The 18,096-nt window shown below is 69.5% G+C and carries 9 protein-coding genes, 1 tRNA gene and 1 pseudogene; 6 read left to right on the top strand and 5 right to left on the bottom strand.

Going from position 1 to position 18,096, the window contains the following annotated elements; translation table 11 throughout:
- Positions 1-24: 24 nt before the first annotated feature.
- Positions 25-1,509, bottom strand: a complete 1,485-nt coding sequence (locus HHL28_RS08130) for an ABC transporter substrate-binding protein (protein WP_075768892.1) — start codon at positions 1,507-1,509, stop codon at positions 25-27.
- A gap of 413 nt (positions 1,510-1,922) precedes the next feature.
- Between HHL28_RS08130 and HHL28_RS08125 the strand changes: the two genes are divergently transcribed.
- The 3 genes and pseudogenes from HHL28_RS08125 (at position 1,923) to HHL28_RS18445 (ending at position 10,603) form a co-directional block, all read left to right on the top strand.
- Positions 1,923-2,123, top strand: coding sequence for an MbtH family protein (locus HHL28_RS08125; RefSeq protein ID WP_075768893.1), 201 nt, complete (start codon positions 1,923-1,925; stop codon positions 2,121-2,123).
- 78 nt (positions 2,124-2,201) lie between these two features.
- Positions 2,202-9,458 (top strand): annotated as a pseudogene (locus HHL28_RS08120) (AMP-binding protein); the annotation flags it as partial.
- 17 nt (positions 9,459-9,475) lie between these two features.
- On the top strand, positions 9,476-10,603 hold the full coding sequence (locus tag HHL28_RS18445; RefSeq protein WP_404326890.1) for a thioesterase domain-containing protein: 1,128 nt from the start codon (positions 9,476-9,478) through the stop codon (positions 10,601-10,603).
- Positions 10,604-10,659: 56 nt separating this feature from the next.
- On the opposite strand, the gene HHL28_RS08110 is transcribed toward HHL28_RS18445, so the two are convergent.
- A complete protein-coding gene (locus HHL28_RS08110) occupies positions 10,660-12,198 on the bottom strand; it encodes an ATP-binding protein (protein WP_075768895.1) in 1,539 nt (512 codons plus the stop codon).
- Between the two features lie 161 nt (positions 12,199-12,359).
- On the opposite strand from HHL28_RS08110, the gene HHL28_RS08105 reads away from it, so the two are divergent.
- On the top strand, positions 12,360-13,505 hold the full coding sequence (locus HHL28_RS08105) for a DUF2920 family protein (protein WP_075768896.1): 1,146 nt from the start codon (positions 12,360-12,362) through the stop codon (positions 13,503-13,505).
- Positions 13,506-13,511: 6 nt separating this feature from the next.
- On the opposite strand, the gene greB is transcribed toward HHL28_RS08105, so the two are convergent.
- The 3 genes from greB to HHL28_RS08090 all read right to left on the bottom strand — a co-directional run bounded on the left by greB (position 13,512) and on the right by HHL28_RS08090 (position 15,436).
- On the bottom strand, positions 13,512-14,063 hold the full coding sequence (gene greB / locus HHL28_RS08100; protein WP_075768897.1) for a transcription elongation factor GreB: 552 nt from the start codon (positions 14,061-14,063) through the stop codon (positions 13,512-13,514).
- Positions 14,064-14,077: 14 nt separating this feature from the next.
- Entirely contained in the window at positions 14,078-15,271 is a 1,194-nt protein-coding gene (locus tag HHL28_RS08095; RefSeq protein ID WP_075768898.1) for a class I SAM-dependent methyltransferase, read from the bottom strand.
- A 91-nt stretch (positions 15,272-15,362) separates the two neighbouring features.
- A tRNA-Gln gene (locus HHL28_RS08090) sits at positions 15,363-15,436 on the bottom strand.
- A gap of 342 nt (positions 15,437-15,778) precedes the next feature.
- Here HHL28_RS08090 and HHL28_RS08085 point away from each other — a divergent pair.
- Both HHL28_RS08085 and HHL28_RS08080 read left to right on the top strand, forming a co-directional pair.
- Positions 15,779-16,729, top strand: coding sequence for a Ppx/GppA phosphatase family protein (locus tag HHL28_RS08085; protein WP_075768899.1), 951 nt, complete (start codon positions 15,779-15,781; stop codon positions 16,727-16,729).
- 63 nt (positions 16,730-16,792) lie between these two features.
- Positions 16,793-17,545 (top strand): RlmE family RNA methyltransferase, encoded by a 753-nt coding sequence (locus HHL28_RS08080; protein ID WP_083698753.1) that lies wholly within the window; start codon positions 16,793-16,795, stop codon positions 17,543-17,545.
- The last annotated feature ends 551 nt before the right edge of the window (positions 17,546-18,096 follow it).

The raw sequence follows: 18,096 nt of genomic DNA, 5'->3' as shown, positions 1-18,096 counted from the left end.
CCTTTTGGAACATATGCCGGGCAGCTATTCCGCGGGACGGACGTGTTGCGCCAGCGTATGGCCATCAGCCCGGGCCTGGAAGCGCAGGTCCTTGCGCATCGCCCAGGCGCGCGACACATGCAGCAGCGGGATGAACGGCAGGTCCTGGAGCCCGATGGCGGTGATCTGCTGCAACAGGCGCCCGCGCACCTCCGTGTCGGTGGTCGCCAGGGCCTTCATGATCAAGACGTTCATCTGGTCATTGAAATACCCCCCGAAGTTCTGCATCCCCATTCCCGAGGCCGGGTCCATGGGGGCGAACACCTCGCGGGCGATGGTGGAGAACTCACCGGTCAGCGGCACGGAACTGACAAGCACCAGCGCGTAGTCCCGCCGGGACATGATGTCGACAACTTCCCCCGGCCGCACGAACCTGATCTGGACACGGATCCCCACCGCGGCCAGGTATCGGCTGACCCCCTCTGCGACCCTGGCGAACGGCTCGACGGCGGTCAGCGTTGTGTCGAATCCGTTGGCAAAGCCCGCTTCCGCCAGGAGTTTCCGCGCCTGGGCGATGTTGAACGGGGAGGTGGCGCCGGGATCGTAGCCGAGCATCCCCTCAGGCATGAACTGGTAGGCGGGGCCGGACATCCCCGGCATCAGCCGGTCGCTCAGCGCCTTGCGGTCGATGGCGAGGGAGATGGCCTGTCGCACCCTGACATCGGACAACGGGTTCCCACCATCCTTCCCCGTCGTGGTCCCAGGCGACAGGTTGACGCCGATGAAGATCGAACGGGCCCGGGTGCTCGCCTCCACCCGCAGGCGGCTCTGCTCCGACAGGAAGGCCATGCTCTCCGCCGAGACCTGATTCACCAAGTCCACCATGCCCCGGACAAGGCTGCGGTTCCGCGCCCCTGGATCGGGGAACGGCAGCATGGTGACCGTTTCCCAGGCGGGGACCTCGCCCCAATAGCCGTCGAAGCGGGCAAGGGTCGTCTCACCATTGCGGGTGAAGGATTTCAGCCTGTACGGACCGGTCCCGGCAACCTGCCCCTTGTCGAAAGACGCGCCGTCAGGCCAAGGCCCCGTGCCGCACCCGTCGGGGTGGTATTGCCCCTCCCAGCCCGGCGGGGACGCTATGATGGCGATGTTGGCGAGGTTCCGTGCCAGTAATGGGGCCGGCACGTCCGTCTCGACCACCAGGGTCAGGCGGTCCTTCGCGGTGGCCGAGGCGATGCCCTGGAGGGACCCCAGAAGCCCGCTTCCCGGGAGGTGGGCGATGCGGCAGAGCGAGTACACCGCATCCGTGGCCGTCAGTTCCTTGCCATTGTGGAAGCGCACCCCAGGCCGGATATTGAAGGTCCACCGCAGCTCGTTCTCAACCGACCAACTCGCCGCGAGTGCCGGCACGGGTTGGAGATGGGTGTCGTTCGCGACCAGCGGGTCGAATTGGTGGAATGCGAGGGTCCGGCCGTCCACATGGGAATAGGCATGGGGATCCGCCGTGGAGGCTACCGATTCCAGGCCCATGCGCAAATCCGTGGCCGAGGCCTTGGGCACGCCTGCCAGAAGTAGGAGGACCAGCAAGGTCCGTAAGGCGATCCGGCCTAGATCCATGGGGGACGGTTACCCGGTCAGTCGTCACGGCAGCGTTGCTGATCTTGCCCTTTGTGCTTGTAGCCTTCCACAACAATCCTCAGCCATAACGCGATCTCTGGCCGGTGACACCTGGGCCAGAGGTTGTAAGAACACTAACGGGGCCCGATCAATAAACGTATAGGATGAACACGGCCGTGGCTTGGCAGGCAGCCAATGCCTATGACTTTTGACAAAGTCACGATGCAAGGCCTATTACCTTTCGGTATGCCACGGCGTGCGGTAAACCCGCAAACCTGACGGCTGCCGGAGGAACTATGCCAGACACAACCAGAGTTTCCGCACGCATGATTAAGAATGGGCCGTTCATCGTCCTGGTGAACGATGAGGAACAGTACTGCCTGTGGCAGGCCGAAGTGGAAATTCCCAAGGGGTGGAGATCCGCAGGCCAGTCCGGCACGCGGGAAGAATGCCTGTCGTTCGTGGATGGCGTCTGGTCCGACATGAGGCCAAAGAGCCTTCGCGACACTCTGGCCAACCCTGCGTGAGCTGAAGATCCGCAAGTCATCCGGGCCACAAACGCTTTTTCTCCGTCATAATCCCAAGCATAAGCAGGGCTGAAGGTCATGTCCGATCACGGTACGGGGGACAAAACCCACCTTGTCGAGGGGGCCATTCCCCTGTCGGCGCCCCAACGCGTGATCTGGTATGATCTGCTCCTGCATCCCGACAACGCCATGTATAATGTCGGTCTGCTTGCCTGCCTTGAGGGGCAGGTGGACCTACGGCTGCTGGAACGTGCCTTCATGGCCGTGGCCGCGGGGATGGATGCGTTGCGCATCGTGCTGCCGGCGCCGGACACCCGGCCGGAGCAGGTCATCCTCCCGTCCGTGCCCGTCCGGGTCGGCTTCCTGGATTTCAGGGCGGAACCCGACCCGGAGGCGAGCATCCGTGCCTTCGCGCGGGAGACGGGTGTCCACGCCTTCCGTGTGGAAGCCGGGAAACCCCTCTGGCATGTCTGGCTGCTGCGGGCGGCTGAGGACCGGCATTTCCTGCAACTGACCTGCCACCACCTGATCGGTGACGGCTGGTCCATGTCCCTGGTCATGCGGGCCGCGTCAGCGGCCTACCGGGACCTGTTGGCGGGGCGTGAGCCCGCCGTCGTGGCCCCGTCCTACGCAGACTTCGTAAGGGACGATGTCGAGTACCGCGACTCGCCCCGATACGCCCAGGACGCCGCATTCTGGGCAGGGCGCTTCGCCACGCTGCCGCCGCCGCTGTTCGACACGCAGGGCCGCGGCTTCCAGTTCGCCAGCGCCTGCGTCCGCCGGGTCGGCGTGATTCCACGGCCGGTCTATGCGGCGGCCGAGCGATTTGCCCAGGACCGGCGGCTCTCGATCCAGACGGTGCTCCTGGGGCTGTTCTACGCCCTGTTGGCCCGGGAAACCGGTGTGACGGACATCTCCATCGGCATCGCGCGGCACAACCGGCCCAACGCCTGGAAGAAGCAGACGGCCGGCATGTTCTCGGTCGCGAACGCCATCCGGATAGGGGTGGACCTGACCGCCAGCCTGATGGACCTGTTCCGGTCCGTCCATGCGGAGGTGAACGTCACCGCCCGCCATTACCGCTATCCCATCGCGGAGCTGAACCGGACGGCCAACACCTTCCAGGCCGGCCGGCGCCAACTGTTCGACATGACCTTCTCCCTGGAAACGGAAGATTTCGACCATCCGTTCGGGGCCCGGTCCCTTTCCACGGAGTCGGTGGAGACGGGCTTCGTGCAGGCGCCCCTGTCGGCCACGCTGCGGACGATCAGCGACGACGGTCACCCGTTCATCGACCTGGACCATGATCCCGGGGTACTGCCGCCCGGCACGGCGGAGCGGCTTCTGGACCAGGTACTGCACCTGCTGGAGGCGCTGGACAGGGTGGCAGACCGGCCGGTCTGGTCGCTGCCGCTGGTCCGCGACGATGAGCGGCGGAGGATCCTGGAGGACTGGAACCGCACCTCGGCGGAGACTTCATCGGCGACCCTGGTCAAGCTGTTCGAGGCGCGGGTCACGCGGACCCCCTACGCGCCGGCCATCCTGTTCGAGGACGAGGCGCACACCTACGCCGGGCTGGACGCCCGCGCCAACCGGATTGCCCGCCTGCTGGTCGGCCGCGGCATCGGGACCGAGGATGTCGTCGGCGTCTGCCTGGACCGCTGCCCAGACCTCGTCACCAGCCACTTGGGCGTGCTGAAGGCGGGTGGCGCCTTCCTGCCGCTGGACCCATCCTATCCGGCCAAGCGCCTGGCCCATATGGTGGAGGACAGCGGGCTGAAGCTGGTGGTCTGCACCCGGGCGACCCGGGACGCCCTGCCGCCAGGCACCCCAACCCTGGTGCTGGACGACGTGGAAACCGCGGCCCGCCTGGACATGGGTGAGGCAAGGCCGTTGAACGATGCGGAGCGTCGCCGCCCGCTGCACAGGGACAACCTCGCCTATGTGATCTACACCTCGGGCTCCACGGGGCGGCCCAAGGGGGTGGGGGTCAGCCACGCCAACGCGGTGAATTTGGGTGCCGACCATGTCGGGACGTTGGGAGTGACCGACAAGGCCCGGGTGCTGCAGTTCGCGTCCCCCAGCTTCGACGCCTCCATCGTGGAGATGCTGCTGGCCTTTTCCGGCGGCGGCGCCCTGGTGATGGCGCCCAAGGATCGGTTGATGCCGGGGGAGCCGCTGGCCGCCCTGGCGGACCGGCATGGCATCACCCATGCCATCCTGCCGCCCTCCGCCCTGGCGGTGATGCCGGCGGGCAGCCTGTCCACGGTCGGCCACCTGGTCGTGGCGGGGGAGGCCTGCCCGGCGGAGCTGGCCCGGCGCTGGTCGGCAGGCCGGCGCATGTTCAACGGATATGGCCCGACGGAGGCCACCGTCTGCTCCACCATGGCAGGGCCGCTAGACCCCTCGACCCTGGAAGGCTTGGCGAGCCCACCCATCGGCCGTCCCATCAACAACGCACAGGTGTTCGTGCTCGACACCCGCATGCAACCGGTCCCGGTGGGCGTTCCGGGGGAGCTGTATGTGGGCGGCAAGGGCGTGGCCCGCGGCTACCTGGGCAAGCCGGGGCTGACGGCGGAGCGGTTCGTCGCCAACCCCTTCGGCCCCGGCCGGCTCTACCGCACAGGTGATCGGGTGCGTTGGCGCGAGGACGGGCAACTGGATTTCCTGGGCCGCGCCGACACCCAGGTGAAGATCCGCGGCTTCCGCATCGAGCCGGACGAGGTCGCGGCCCGCCTGGTGGAGCATCCGGGCGTGCAGGATGCCGCCGTGGTGGCCCGGGACGACGATGCTGGCAACACCCGCCTGTTCGCCTATGTGGTGCCGGAGCCGGGCTGGCAGCCCCTGGCGGCGGACGGCGCCGCCGACATGGGCGACAGCCACGTGGACAGTTGGCAGCAGCTCTATGACGGGGAGGGCGGCACACCGGAAGGCAGCTCCGCCGACCCACTGTTCGACGTCAGTGGCTGGTTCGGCAGCCAGGACGGCAAGCCCATCCCGGAAGGGGAGATGCGGGTCTGGGTGGACCACGCCGTGGACAGCATCCTGGCCCTGGGCACCGGCCGCGTGCTGGAGATCGGCTGTGGCCGCGGCCTGCTGGCCTTCCGCGTGGCGCCGCGGGTGGAAAGTTATCACGGCATCGATTTTTCCGCCCAGGCGCTTGCTCATGTGGCGGGGCAGGTCCGGCGGTTCGCGCCGCGGTTCGACAACATCACCCTGCACCATGGCCGCGCCGACCAGTTGGGCCATATCCCCGACGCGTCGGTGGACACGGTGGTGCTGAACTCCATCGTCCAGTACTTCCCCGGGGCCGGGTACCTGCTGGACGTGGTCGGGGCAGCGTTGGCCAAGCTGCGGCCCGGGGGATCGCTGTTCCTGGGCGACCTGCGCGACCTCCGCCTGCTGCGGGCCTTCCACGCCTGGGTGCAGCGCCACCGGGCGCCGTCGCACTGGAAGGCCGCCATGCTGCGCCGGGTCATCGACCGGGAGGTGACCCAAGATGAGGAGCTGCTGGTCGACCCAACCCTGTTCGCCGCCATCGCCCACCGCTTCCCGCAGGTGACAGGCGTGGAACTGGCCCTCCAGCCGGGGGAGGCCTGGAACGAGCTGACCAAGTTCCGCTACGGCGTCGTGCTGCGCACGGGGGAGGTACCAGCCGCGCCGGACGACGCCTGGCAGGACGGCAGCCGCCTGTCCGCCGAAGACATCACTGCCTTGCTGGCGACAGGCCCCCGTCGCCTGTGCCTGACCGGCATTCGCAACGCCCGCGTCGCCACCGACCTGCGGACCCTGGACCTGCTGGACGCCGGTTCCGTCGGCAGCGTCGGCGAGCTGGCCGCCGCCCTGGCAGCGGATATGGAACCGGGCGTCGACCCGGAGGCGCTGTTCCGCTTGGCCGCCCGATACGGCTACCGCGTCCAACTGTCCCCAGGGCTGGACCCAGGCCGACTTGATGCCGCCTTCCTGGCCGCGGGTGAGCCGCCGGCCCTGATGCCCATCGCCCGGCCCCTGCCACAGCCGGGCGACTGGCGCACCGCCACCAACAACCCGCTGCTGGGCACCCAGGGCAAGCTGCTGGGCCCACTGTTGCGGGAGCACCTGTCCGCCACGCTGCCGGCCTTCATGTTGCCGGCGGCCTTCGTCTGGCTGGACGCCTTGCCGCTGACCGGGAACGGCAAGGTGGACCGCAAGGCCCTGCCGACCCCTGACATGGCCGTTGAGCATGCCGCCGCCTACCGTGCCCCGCGGGAGGGGCGGGAAGCGGTGCTGGCGGAGATCATCGCCGACCTGCTGGGGGTGGAGCGCGTCGGCATCGACGACGATTTCTTTGCCCTTGGCGGCCACTCCCTGCTGGCGGCGCGGCTGGTGTCCCGGGTGCGCGACGTGCTGGGCAGCGAGCTGCAAGTCCGCACCGTGTTCGAGAAGCCGACCGTCGCCGAGCTGGCGGAGCAGCTCCGCGATGCCGGGACCGCGGCGCGGCTGGAGCTGCTGCCCCGGCCGGACCATCTGCCCCTGTCCTTCGCCCAGAGCCGGCTGTGGTTCCTGGAGCAGTTGGAAGGGGGCGGGCGCTACCTGATCCCCATGGTGCTGCGCCTGCGCGGTGCCCTGGACGCCGACCTGCTGGAGATCGCCCTGCGCCGGCTTGTGGACCGGCATGAGATCCTGCGCACCACCTATTCCGCCGTGGATGGCGAAGGTATCCAGGTGGTCGGTGACGCCGGCCTTTTCCGACTGGCACGCACGGCGCTGGGCCGGGCCGCCCTGGGCGACCACGTGCTGTGCCTCTGCTCCCACCGGTTCGACCTTTCACGGGAACTGCCGATCCGGGCCGACCTGGTCGCGCTGGGGCCGGATGAGCATGTGCTGGCCGTGGTGGTCCACCACATCGCTTTCGACGGCTGGTCCGTGGGTGTCTTCCTGGGCGAGCTTGAGGCCACCTACAATGCCCTGCGCCGGGGGGCGGAGCCCCGGCTGCCGGCGCTTGCCCTCGCCTATGCCGATTATGCGGTCTGGCAGCGCGCCCGCCTGTCGGCGGCCGACAGCCCCCTGTCCGCGGAGGAGGAATATTGGCGCGAAGCCCTGGCCGGCCTGCCGGGCCAGCTCGGCCTGCCCACCGACCGCCCCCGCCAAGCCCGACGGGTGCGCCGGGCCGGTTGGCACCGGACGACCTTCGATGGCAGGCTGCGGACCGCCCTTTCGGATTTGGCGAAGGCCCATGGCGCCAGCCTGTTCATGGTGTTGCAGGCCGGCCTGTCCGTCGTCCTGTCCCGCTGGAGCGGGCAGGAGGACATCGCCCTGGGTACGCCCGTGGCGAACCGCACGCACCGGGAGTTCGAAGGGCTGGTGGGCTTCTTCGTCAACACCCTGGTCATGCGGACCCGCCTGGACGGCAACCCCACGGCGGCTGAGCTGCTGGGCCGCGTCCGTGACTCGGCCCTCGGCGCCTTCTCCCACCAGGAACTGCCCTTCGACCGGCTGGTAGAGGTCCTGCAGCCGGAGCGGACCTTGGGGGAGACGCCCCTCTTCCAGGTCATGCTGGCCCTTCAGAACACGCCGGAGGCGCGACCCTTGTCCCTGGACGGCATCACCTGCGAGGTGATCCCGCCTCGGCTGGAGCAGGCCAAGTTCGACCTGTCCTTCCTGTTCGAGGAGACGGGCAGCGGCCTGTCCCTGGCCCTGGAATATGACGCGGACCTCCATGACCATTCCACGGTGGAGCGCCTTGCCGGACACCTGTCGGTGGCGCTGGAGGGCATGGCCACGGCCCCCGACCGGCCCGTCCACGCCCTGCCGATCCTGACGGAGGCGGAGCGCCGCCAGGTGCTCGCCGCCTGGAACGACACGGCGGCGGACGTGCCCCCCGGGACGTTGGTGGACCTGCTGGAGGTGGAAGCGCGGCGGCATCCCGGGCGGGACGCCCTGGTCTTCGGCGACCGGACGCTTTCCTATGCGGAGCTGCATGCCGGCGCCAACCAGTTGGCCCGTCGGCTGATCGGCCTGGGCGTGGGCCCGGACAGCATCGTCGGGGTCTGCCTGCGCCGCGGGCCGGACCTGATGATGGCCCTGTTGGCCGTGATGAAGGCCGGGGCTGCCTACCTGCCGCTGGACCCGGCCTACCCCGCGGGCCGGCTGGCCTTCATGCTGGACGATGCCATGGCGGCGGTGGTGCTGGCGGAAGCATCGACCGCCGCCCTGCTGCCATATGACGCCACGGTCCTGCTCCTGGACGATACGGGGGAGCGGTCGCGGTTGGCGGCATTGCCTGACGGCATGCTCATGGACGTCGAGCGGACGCGGCCCCTGCTCACCGACGACCTGGCCTATGTCATCTATACCTCGGGCTCCACCGGCCGCCCCAAGGGGGTCGCGGTGCCGCACCGGGGTGTGGTGAACTATGTTGCCTGGGCCCGGCGGGAGTACTGGGCGGCCGGCGGCAGCGGCGTGCCCGTGAACACGTCCGTCAGCTTCGACGCCACGGTGACCAGCCTGTTCGTGCCGCTGGCCACCGGCCGCCCCGTCATCATGCTGCCCGAGGAGGGGGAGATCGAGGCGTTGGTTCAGGTGCTGCGGGACCGGCGCGACCTGACCCTGGTCAAGCTCACCCCCGCCCACCTGGAGATCCTGGCCGCCACCATGGCGCCGGAGGAGTTGGCCCTCCAGGCCCGCGCCCTGGTAGTCGGGGGGAAGCGCTGACCGCCCCGGCCCTGAAGCCCTGGCGCGACCATGCCCCCGCCACCCGCTTGATCAACGAATATGGCCCGACGGAGACGGTGGTCGGGTGCAGCACCTATGTGGTGGGGCTGGGCACGCCCTGGACCGGCAGCGTCCCCATCGGCCGGCCCATCGCCAACACCCGGCTGTACGTGCTGGACAAGTGGATGCAGCCAGTGCCCTACGGCGTCACGGGGGAGCTGTATATCGGCGGCATGGGGGTGGTCCGCGGCTACCTGAACCGCCCGGGGCTGACGGCGGAGCGCTTCGTCGCCGACCCGTTCGGCCCGCCGGGCAGCCGCCTTTACCGCACCGGCGACCTGGTGCGGCGCCGGGCCGACGGGCTGCTGGACTATCTTGGCCGCATGGATGACCAGGTGAAGATCCGCGGCTACCGGATCGAGCCCGGGGAGGTGGAGGCCGCGCTGATGGAGCAGGTCAGCGTGGTCCAGGTGGCTGTCGTCGTCCGGGAGGACACGCCGGGCGACAAGCGGCTGGTGGCCTATATGGTGGGCCAGCCGGATTTTCCCCGGCCGGCCGACGCCCAGTTGAAGCAATCCCTGCAACGCCGGCTGCCGCCCCACATGGTGCCCGGCGCCTTCGTCTGGCTGCCGGACCTGCCCCTGACCACCAACGGCAAGGTGGATGCCAAGGCGCTGCCGAAACCTGAAAGCCTGCGGGGCCAGGAAGGGTACGAGCCGCCGCGGCCCGGGCTGGAAAGCATCCTGGCCAAGCTTTGGTCGGAACTGCTGGGCGTGGACCGGGTGGGCCGACATGACGACTTCTTCGCCCTGGGCGGCCACTCGCTGCTGGCCGTGCGATTAGCGGCCCGCATAAGGCAGGTCTTCGGGTCTGGCCTTGCCGTTTCCAGGCTGTTCGAGGACCCGACCCTGGCCGGTTTGGCGGAAGCCCTGGGCAGGGGTGGCGACTGGAGCCCGCTGGTCACCCTCCAGCCCCAGGGCGACCGCCCGCCGCTGTTCTGCGTCCACCCGGCGGGCGGCCAGGTCTGGGCCTACCGCCCCCTGGCGGACGCCCTGGGAACCCGCCAGCCCTTCCATGCCATCCAGGGCAATGACGACGCCGACCCGCCGCCGTCGGTGGAGGACATGGCGGCGGAGTATTTGCTGGCTGTCCGCGCCGTGCAGCCAAACGGGCCCTACCGGCTGGCGGGCTGGTCCTTCGGCGGGCTGGTGGCGTTCGAGATGGCCCGGCAGTTGGCGGTGGCCGGGGAGGACGTGTCGCACCTGTTCCTGGTCGATAGCTGGCTGTCGGGGAGCGCGCCGTATGACGCACGGGACGCGGACCATGCGCTGGCAGGGCAAGTCATCCCGCCGGGGATCGTGGGCGGGTTGCTGGGCCGGATGACGGCTGAGGTGCCGATGCTGGACATGGCGCAGGTGGAAGGCCTTCCCCTGCGGGCACGCCTGCGCGCCATGCTCGACCTGGCGACCAAGGCGGCCCTGGCGGAGGTGGAGGCGGAGCTGGAATTCTGGCTGCGGGTGTCCGACATGCTGGACGCGGACATCCGCCTGGCCCGGGCCTACCATGGTGGGCCCTATGCCGGGCCGGTGACACTGCTGCGGGCGTCGGAGGTGCCGGCGGGTGCCGACCCCGCGCCGGCGTGGCATGTCCTGGCCCCCGACACCCGGGTCTATGACCTGCCGGGTGACCATTTCAGCCTGTTGGGGCCGGAGAATGTAGGCTCTGTCGCCATGGTCATGGCCGGGGTGTTGGCGGAGCCGGGACGGGTACGGGTGCAGGCGGCCTGATACGGGGGCGGGTTTCGAATTCGAAAGTGCGTTCTGGTGAAACGCGCCCGGCGGCGTCAGGCCACGGCGAACAGGTCGCCGTCGCCGGGTTCCTCCGGCGCGGCGGCATTGGGGTCCCCGGCGGCCGTCTCCTTGCCCAGGTGCGGGAGGGCGATGGAACGCAGGCCGCCGAGCTGGGCGCGCAGCACGATGACGCCCCGCTGCTCCATGTAACTCAGCAGCCGCCGCGCCCGGCCGGGGGAGCGGCTGCCGCAGGCCCGCGCCACCTCCGCGTCAGACGGGCAGGGCGCCTTGGCCAGCACCGCGCGGGCCAGCAGCAGGAACACGCCCTGCATGTCCTCCGGCAGGCTCTTGGCGGCCTCCACGGCCTGTTGCCATTCCGGGCTTTCCTCCCGCGCCTCATCCACGCCGGCGCGCAGCACCGACAGGCGGCGGCGGAAGGCGGGCATGTCCAGGGCCTCACCCCTTAGGCGATGGATGCGGCAGCGGACCAGGAAGTCCTGGTACAGCACCGCGTCGGTGCGGAAGGCGGCGCCCGGGTCGGACAGAACCTGGCGCAGCACCTCGTCGAGCCGCGCCTCCAGTTCGGCCGGGTCGCCCTCCGGCTCCTCCGGCAGGGCCGCCTGGGCGGCGGCGGCCTCTGCCTGGCGTTGACCGGCGAGGCGCAGCAGGTGGGTCATGTCCTGAGGCGGTGGGGGCGGGGACCGTTTGGCCGGCGGGGGCGGGGCGGCCAGCTCCTCCTCCGACGGGGTCAGGATCAGGTCGCGGGCATCCTCTGGCGCGGCGTCCGGCAGGGGCAGCAGCTTGGGCGAGCCGCCACGGCCCGCCGTCTCCACCGTCCCGATGGTGACGGGCAGGGGCCGCCGGCTCACCGCGGGGCCGAGCGCCACGAAGTGGCCGCGGGCGAGGTCGCGGAACATCTCCGCCTGCCGGCGCTCCATGCCCAGCAGGTCGGCGGCCCGGGCCATGTCGATGTCCAGGAAGGTGCGCCCCATCAGGAAGTTGCTGGCCTCCGCGGCCACGTTCTTGGCGAGCTTGGCCAAGCGCTGGGTGGCGATGATCCCGGCCAGGCCCCGCTTGCGCCCGCGGCACATCAGGTTGGTCATGGCGCCGAGGGAGGCCTTCCGCGCCTCATCCGACACCTCACCGGCGGCGGCGGGGGCGAAGAGCTGGGCCTCGTCCACCACCACCAGCATGGGATACCAGTAGTCCCGCTCCGCATCGAACAGCCCGCCCAGGTAGGCGGCGGCCAGGCGCATCTGCGCCTCCACGTCCACCCCTTCGAGGTTCAGGACCGTGGAGACCCGGTGCTGGCGCACCCGGGCCGCCACCCGTTGCAGGCTCGATTCGCTATGCTCGGCGACGTCCACCACCACATGGCCGTACTTGTCCGCCAGGGTGACGAAGTCCCCCTCCGGGTCCACGACGCATTGCTGCACATGCCTTGCGCTCTGCTCCAGCAGGCGGCGCAGCAGGTGCGACTTGCCGGAGCCGGAGTTGCCCTGCACCAGCAGGCGGGTGGCCAGCAACTCCTCCAGGTCCATGAGCACGGGCTTGCCGTCCGTCGCCACGCCCATGTCGATGCCGACCTTCATGCCCGCTCCCTGGTACCCACCCGTGTTGAACCGCACAGCCTATAGCGCAGACCGGCCCGGACTGCACGGGCGAAGGGTGGGGTCGGCCCTGCGTCGGCGGGCGGGATTGCGACCGCGACGGGTCGCGTGCATCCTGCGTCCAAGGCTTCGGGAGATGATGGATGCAGGCACGCAGCGGCGTGGCGGTTGTGGACCCGCCACCGCCTGATATCGAGTTGGGCCTGCCAAGGCCACCCCTGGACTACCATTGGTGCCTCCCGCCTGAGGGGATCGGGCCGCGCACCGGCCTGCTGATCTTTGTCTGCGGGTTCGGCATGCGTCCGGACCAGACCTATGTCGCCGACAAGCTGCTGCCCAGCCTCGCGGCCAACCATGACGTGGTGGCGGTGTCCGCTGCCTACCATGGCATCGGCCTGAAGACGGGCCGGATGTTCCTGGACGAACTGCCGGGATGGCGGGAGAGGCTGGGGCGCCACTTCGACACGGACCTCCACGGCCTGTCCCTGGACGACGTTTTCGTCAGGTTGTCGGCGCTCGGTGTCGGGTCGGTGCCCAGCCAGTTCCCCTTGGTGCGCCGGTTCGACGGCGGGGCCTACCAGTCCTTTGGCCTGATCCCCGCGATGGACCAGATTGCCGTGCTCGCCGACGCGTTGCGGCGGTGGCCGGTCCGGCGCGACCGGCTGCTCATGCTCGGGACGTCCTATGGCGGCTACAGCGCGGCGCTCGCGTTGAAGTTCCTTCCCAACACCTTCCATGTGGTCATCGAGAACTCCGGCTATGTCCGGGCCGACACAAGGGAGATGAACTACCTGGAAAGCGGCCTGGTCCACCGCTTCACCTTCGCCGGGGTGTCCGTGTCGAGCATCGAGGAGTCCCCCTGGACGCTGGTGGACGAGGGGTCGGACCGGTTCGTGGGGCCGGCCATCAAGGGCATCCGGGATCTGTCCAGCATGGGCCACTGGCAGGCCTCGCGGACCCATGTCGTCTCCTACCACGGGGTGGACGACACGCTGGTGCCCATGACGGACAAGTTGGCGTTCTGGCTGGTCGCGGGACGTCGGATGCGGCTGCGCGATGTCCGGGTGGGCCGGGGCGACCTGGACGGCCGGCTGTTCAAGACCACGGAGCATGGGCTGGGTGCCTCCATGCGCGCCATGGCGACGGACGCGCTGGGCGGGCTGCCGCCGGCGGCGGACGAAGCGCTGACGGATTTCGACCGGGGGACGGAGGTGGCGCTGACCACTGGGGGGCGAACCTACCGGGCCCGTTACGCGCCGGACCTGACCTGGTGCTTCAGCCGGGACTGAGCGGGATCAGGCGCTGGGATAGCGGATCTCCACCACCTCGATCTCCTCCACCCCGGCGGGTGTGTGGAGCTTGACCAAGTCGCCTTCCTCCGCCTTCAGCAGGGCGCGGGCGATGGGGGAGATCCAGGAGACCTTGCCCTGGTCTGTGTCCGCCTCGTCGATGCCGACGATGGTCACCGTCCGCTCCGCCCCATCCTCCCGGGCATAGGTGACGGTGGCGCCGAAGAAGGCCCTTGTCTTATTCGGCTGCCGGGATGGGTCCACCACCTCCGACGCTTCCAGCCGCTTGGTCAGGAAGCGGATGCGGCGGTCGATTTCCCGCAGGCGCTTCTTGCCATAGAGGTAGTCGCCGTTCTCCGACCGGTCGCCGTTGCCGGCGGCCCAGGAGACGATCTCCACCACCTTGGGCCGCTCCACCCGCAACAGGCTGCGCAGCTCCGCCTGGAGTTTCTCGAAGCCGGCGGGGGTGATGTAGTTCTTGGTGCCCTTGGGCAGGGGCGGGAGGTCGTCCTCATCCTCGTCGCCCGTGCCGGGGGCCGGGGTGCGGCTGGTCACCATCGGTGGGCTCCGGGTCAGAAGGCGGGCTGGGTGGCCAGCAGGTCGGCCAGCTTGGGCCGGACGTTCCAGCTCTTCACCAGCTCCTCATACTCCGCCACCTGCTTGGGGTCCGGTGCAGCGCCGGTGCGGGTGGCGCGGAGCAGGGTGTTGCGCGGGGTGTGCTGGCTGCCCACGAACTCCACCACCTCAGTCCGGTAGCCGGCCTGGCGCAGCAGGTTGGCGCGGAGCGCGTCCGTCAGCACGTCGGCAAAGCGCTCCCGCAGGATGCCGTGGCGGGTCAGCATGGCATAGGCCGGCGGGGGCGGCTGGTCCTTGAGCTGGGCCTGCAAATCATGGTGGCAGCAGGGGGCGGCCAGGACGAAGGGCGCCTTCCAGGCCACGGCGCGGGCCAGGGCGTCGTCGGTGGCGGTATCGCAGGCGTGCAGGGCCAGGACCACGTCCGCCCCCTCCACCGGGGCTTCGGCGATGGAGCCCTCGATGAAGCTCAAGCCGTCCCAGCCCAGTTGGGCGGCCAGGGCGGTGTTCCGCTCCCGCGCCTGGGCCTTGCTGTCCACGCCCACCATCTGGACCGTGAGGCACCGGGTGGCGGTCAGGAAGCGGTAGGCGGCGAAGGTGAGGTAGGCGTTGCCGCAGCCGAGGTCGACCACGCGCAAGGGGCGGTCGGCGGGCAACTTGTCCGGCTTCAGGGCGGCGTCCAGGGCCTGCACGAAGGCCTCCACCTGCCGGTACTTGTCCTGGCGGCTGGGCTTGATGGCGCCGGAGGCGTCAGCCAGGCCGAGCACCTGCCAGAACCGGTCCTTGGGATCCAGCAGCCGGTTCTTTTCCCGGTTGTGGGCCAGGGCCGGCTTGGCCTCGACGGGTTTGGAGTCCCGGTGCACCTGCGCCTCCCCCTTCTTGGTGACGCGGAGCTGGGTGGTGCCCTTGGCGGACTCCACATGCCAGTTGCCGAAGCCCTCGGCCATAAGCCCGTCCACCGCGGCTTCCGCCGCCGGACCATAGGCGTGGTTGCTGGTGTGGGCCTGCCGCTCATCATAGGCCACGACCTGCAAGCGGCGGCCAGCCTTGAGCTCCACGGGCCGCAACTCCACCCGCCGCCACTTGGGCTCACTGCCCCGCGCGGCACCCGAGGCCACGGCGCGCACCAGCCCCTCCGGGTCCAGCAACAGGGACCGGATGTCGGCCAGGGCGGGGGCGAGGGGTTCGGCCATGGGGCTCTTCGGCAAAAGGGGGTGCGACCGGCACCATGTGGGCGGGGTGCGGCGGCTTGGGAAGCGGTGGGGTGGTGACCAGGAAGGGGAGTGGCTGGGGGACTAGGATTCGAACCTAGACTGGCGGAGTCAGAGTCCGCTGTCCTACCGTTAGACGATCCCCCAGCAGGGACGTCGCGTCAGGCGCTGCGGCCCGACCGGCGAAGTGGGCGGGCTTATAGCACCGGGTTTTTGGGTTGTGAACCCCTTTCTTCAGAAATTTTCTTCCGGCCTGCCAGGGTGGCGGGCGCGCCCTTGCCGGAGGGGACGGATATCCTCGCATGGGGCAACCCCTGCCAGAAGCCTTTGCGCCGCAGCACCGGTCAGGTACGATACAGTTTGGTTACAAGGTGGCGCGGCTTTCGCCGCAAGTCGGGGTGCCCAGTGGGGTACGGAATGCCAGTGGAGTCGCCGGCCGCGGGGTTGCGGCCTGGCTGGGGCGAGGGACCGGCGGCGTGGAAGACGCCGGTGCTGGCCGCCCTCGACCTGGGCACCAACAACTGCCGCCTGCTGATCGCCAAGCCCTGCCATGGCGGGTTCCGGGTCATCGACGCCTTTTCCCGCATCGTCCGGTTAGGCGAGGGGCTGACCCGCAGCAACACCCTGTCGGACGAGGCCATGACCCGCACCGTCCAGGCCCTGAAGGTCTGCCGCAGCAAGATGGAGCGGCGCGGCGTCAGCGTCGCACGGGCCGTGGCGACGGAGGCCTGCCGCCGCGCCGGGAACTGCAACGAGTTCCTGGACCGGGTGGAGTCGGAAACCGGCATCAGCATCGAGATCATCACCGCGGGGGAGGAGGCGCGCCTGGCGCTGGCCGGCGTCTCGCCCCTGCTGGACCCGAAGGTGCCCAAGGCCCTGGTGTTCGACATCGGCGGCGGCTCCACCGAGCTGGTCTGGCTGGAACTGCTGCGGGGCAAGCCCCGGCTGATCGACCAGATCTCCATCCCCCTGGGCGTGGTGAACCTGACGGAGACCTATGGCAGCGACCGCGTCTCCCCCGACGATTACGCCACCATGGTCCGGGCGGTGGACCATGTGCTGGAGGGGTTCGACCAACGCAACCGGATCGCCGAGGCGGTGGCCGCCGGCAAGGTGCAGATGCTGGGTGCCTCCGGTACCGTGACGACCCTGGCCGGAATCCAGATGGGCCTGCCGCGCTATGACCGGTCCAAGGTGGACGGGTCCTGGCTGGAGCGGAAGCATGCCCTGGACATCAGCCGGACCCTGCTGGGCCTGGACTATGAGGGGCGGGCCGCCCATGCCTGCGTCGGCCGCGACCGGGCCGACCTGGTGATCGCCGGCTGCGCCATCCTGGAGGCCATTTGGGGGCGCTGGGCCGTGCCGAGCTTGCGTATCGCCGACCGGGGCGTGCGGGAGGGCATCCTGTTCGAGCTGGCCGCCGCCAGCCGGGGCCGCTAACCCCCTGGGCCCGATACCAGCCTTGCTCCCGTCGGCCTTGCGCGGCCGGCCGATCCCGCCGATATGTCCGCCTTTCCCCGCACCCCTGGCGGGAACAGCAGGTCCGATGCCATGAGCAGCAAATCCGGCGGCAACATCCCCACCGGCCGCGGCCAGGCCGTCCGCGTGAAGACGGCGAAGAAGCGCTCCGTCTCCTCCGCCCGGTGGCTGGAGCGGCAGTTGAACGACCCCTATGTGGCGGAGGCCAAGAAGCGCGGCCTGCGCAGCCGGGCGGCCTTCAAGCTGCTGCAATTGGACGAGAAGTTCCACCTGCTGAAGAAGGGCCAGCGCGTGGTGGACCTTGGCGCCGCCCCCGGCGGCTGGACCCAGGTGGCCGTGCAGAAGGGGGCCACCAAGGTCATCGGCATCGACCTGCTGGAGGTGGAGCCGGTGCCCGGCGCCACCATCATCCAGCTGGACTTCCTGGACCCCAGCGCCCCGGACAAGCTGAAGGACCTGCTGGGCGGGCCGGCGGACATCGTGCTGTCCGACATGGCCGCCAACACCACGGGCCACGCCCAGACCGACCACCTCCGCATCGTGGGGCTGGCGGAGGCGGCGTACCTGTTCGCCTCCGAGGTTCTGAGCCCCGGCGGCGCCTTCGTTTGCAAGCTGTTCCAGGGGGGCGCCCAGAAGGAGCTGAATGACGGGCTGAAGCGCGACTTCGCCGTTGTCCGCAACGCCAAGCCCGCCGCCAGCCGCCAGGACAGCAGCGAGACCTACATCGTGGCGACGGGGTTCCGCGGCGGGGCGAAGGGCCAGGACGGGGAGGGCTGAGCCGTCCGGCCCGGGGTGGCCCGGCGTGACGCCACGGTGACCCTAGGCGACCTTAAGGTGACCAAAGGTGACGCTAAGGAGACGCTAAGGAGACGTTAAGGTGACAGGCGACTGCTATCCGGCCATTGTTTTTGCTGGGGAATTCCCCTTAAGGTGACCAAATCCCCCTGGGTCGGGATTGTGTCTCCTTAGTCTCCCCGTCGTGCCTTGCCGGCCAGGTCCGGGCGGGCCGTCCCGGGCGATGGGGGAGGGCTGCTGCGGCCCGTAGTGCCTTGCCGCCTGCCACGACATTCACGTTTCCAAGACCCGTGGGGCATCGCCGCCACCGGAAATAGCTTGTCCCAGATTAGGAATTTTGTCCAGGGTGCGGTCTGGCCCAGCCTTGTCCCCCGCCTTTGGCAACCCTGCCCCCCATATGTTGCGTCTTCCCATCCCACAGCCCGTGTGTATAGTGCGGCGAACCTTGAGACTTGGGACGCATCGCCCGCTAGGCTGTTCAGCCAGCAGGGATGGCGGCCCATAAGCCATATCCGGCGCAGGTTCACCCCAGC

It is taken from the genome of Aerophototrophica crusticola (assembly GCF_012913305.1).
Classification (GTDB): domain Bacteria; phylum Pseudomonadota; class Alphaproteobacteria; order Azospirillales; family Azospirillaceae; genus Niveispirillum; species Niveispirillum crusticola.
This window is presented reverse-complemented; position numbering and strand designations above follow the sequence as displayed.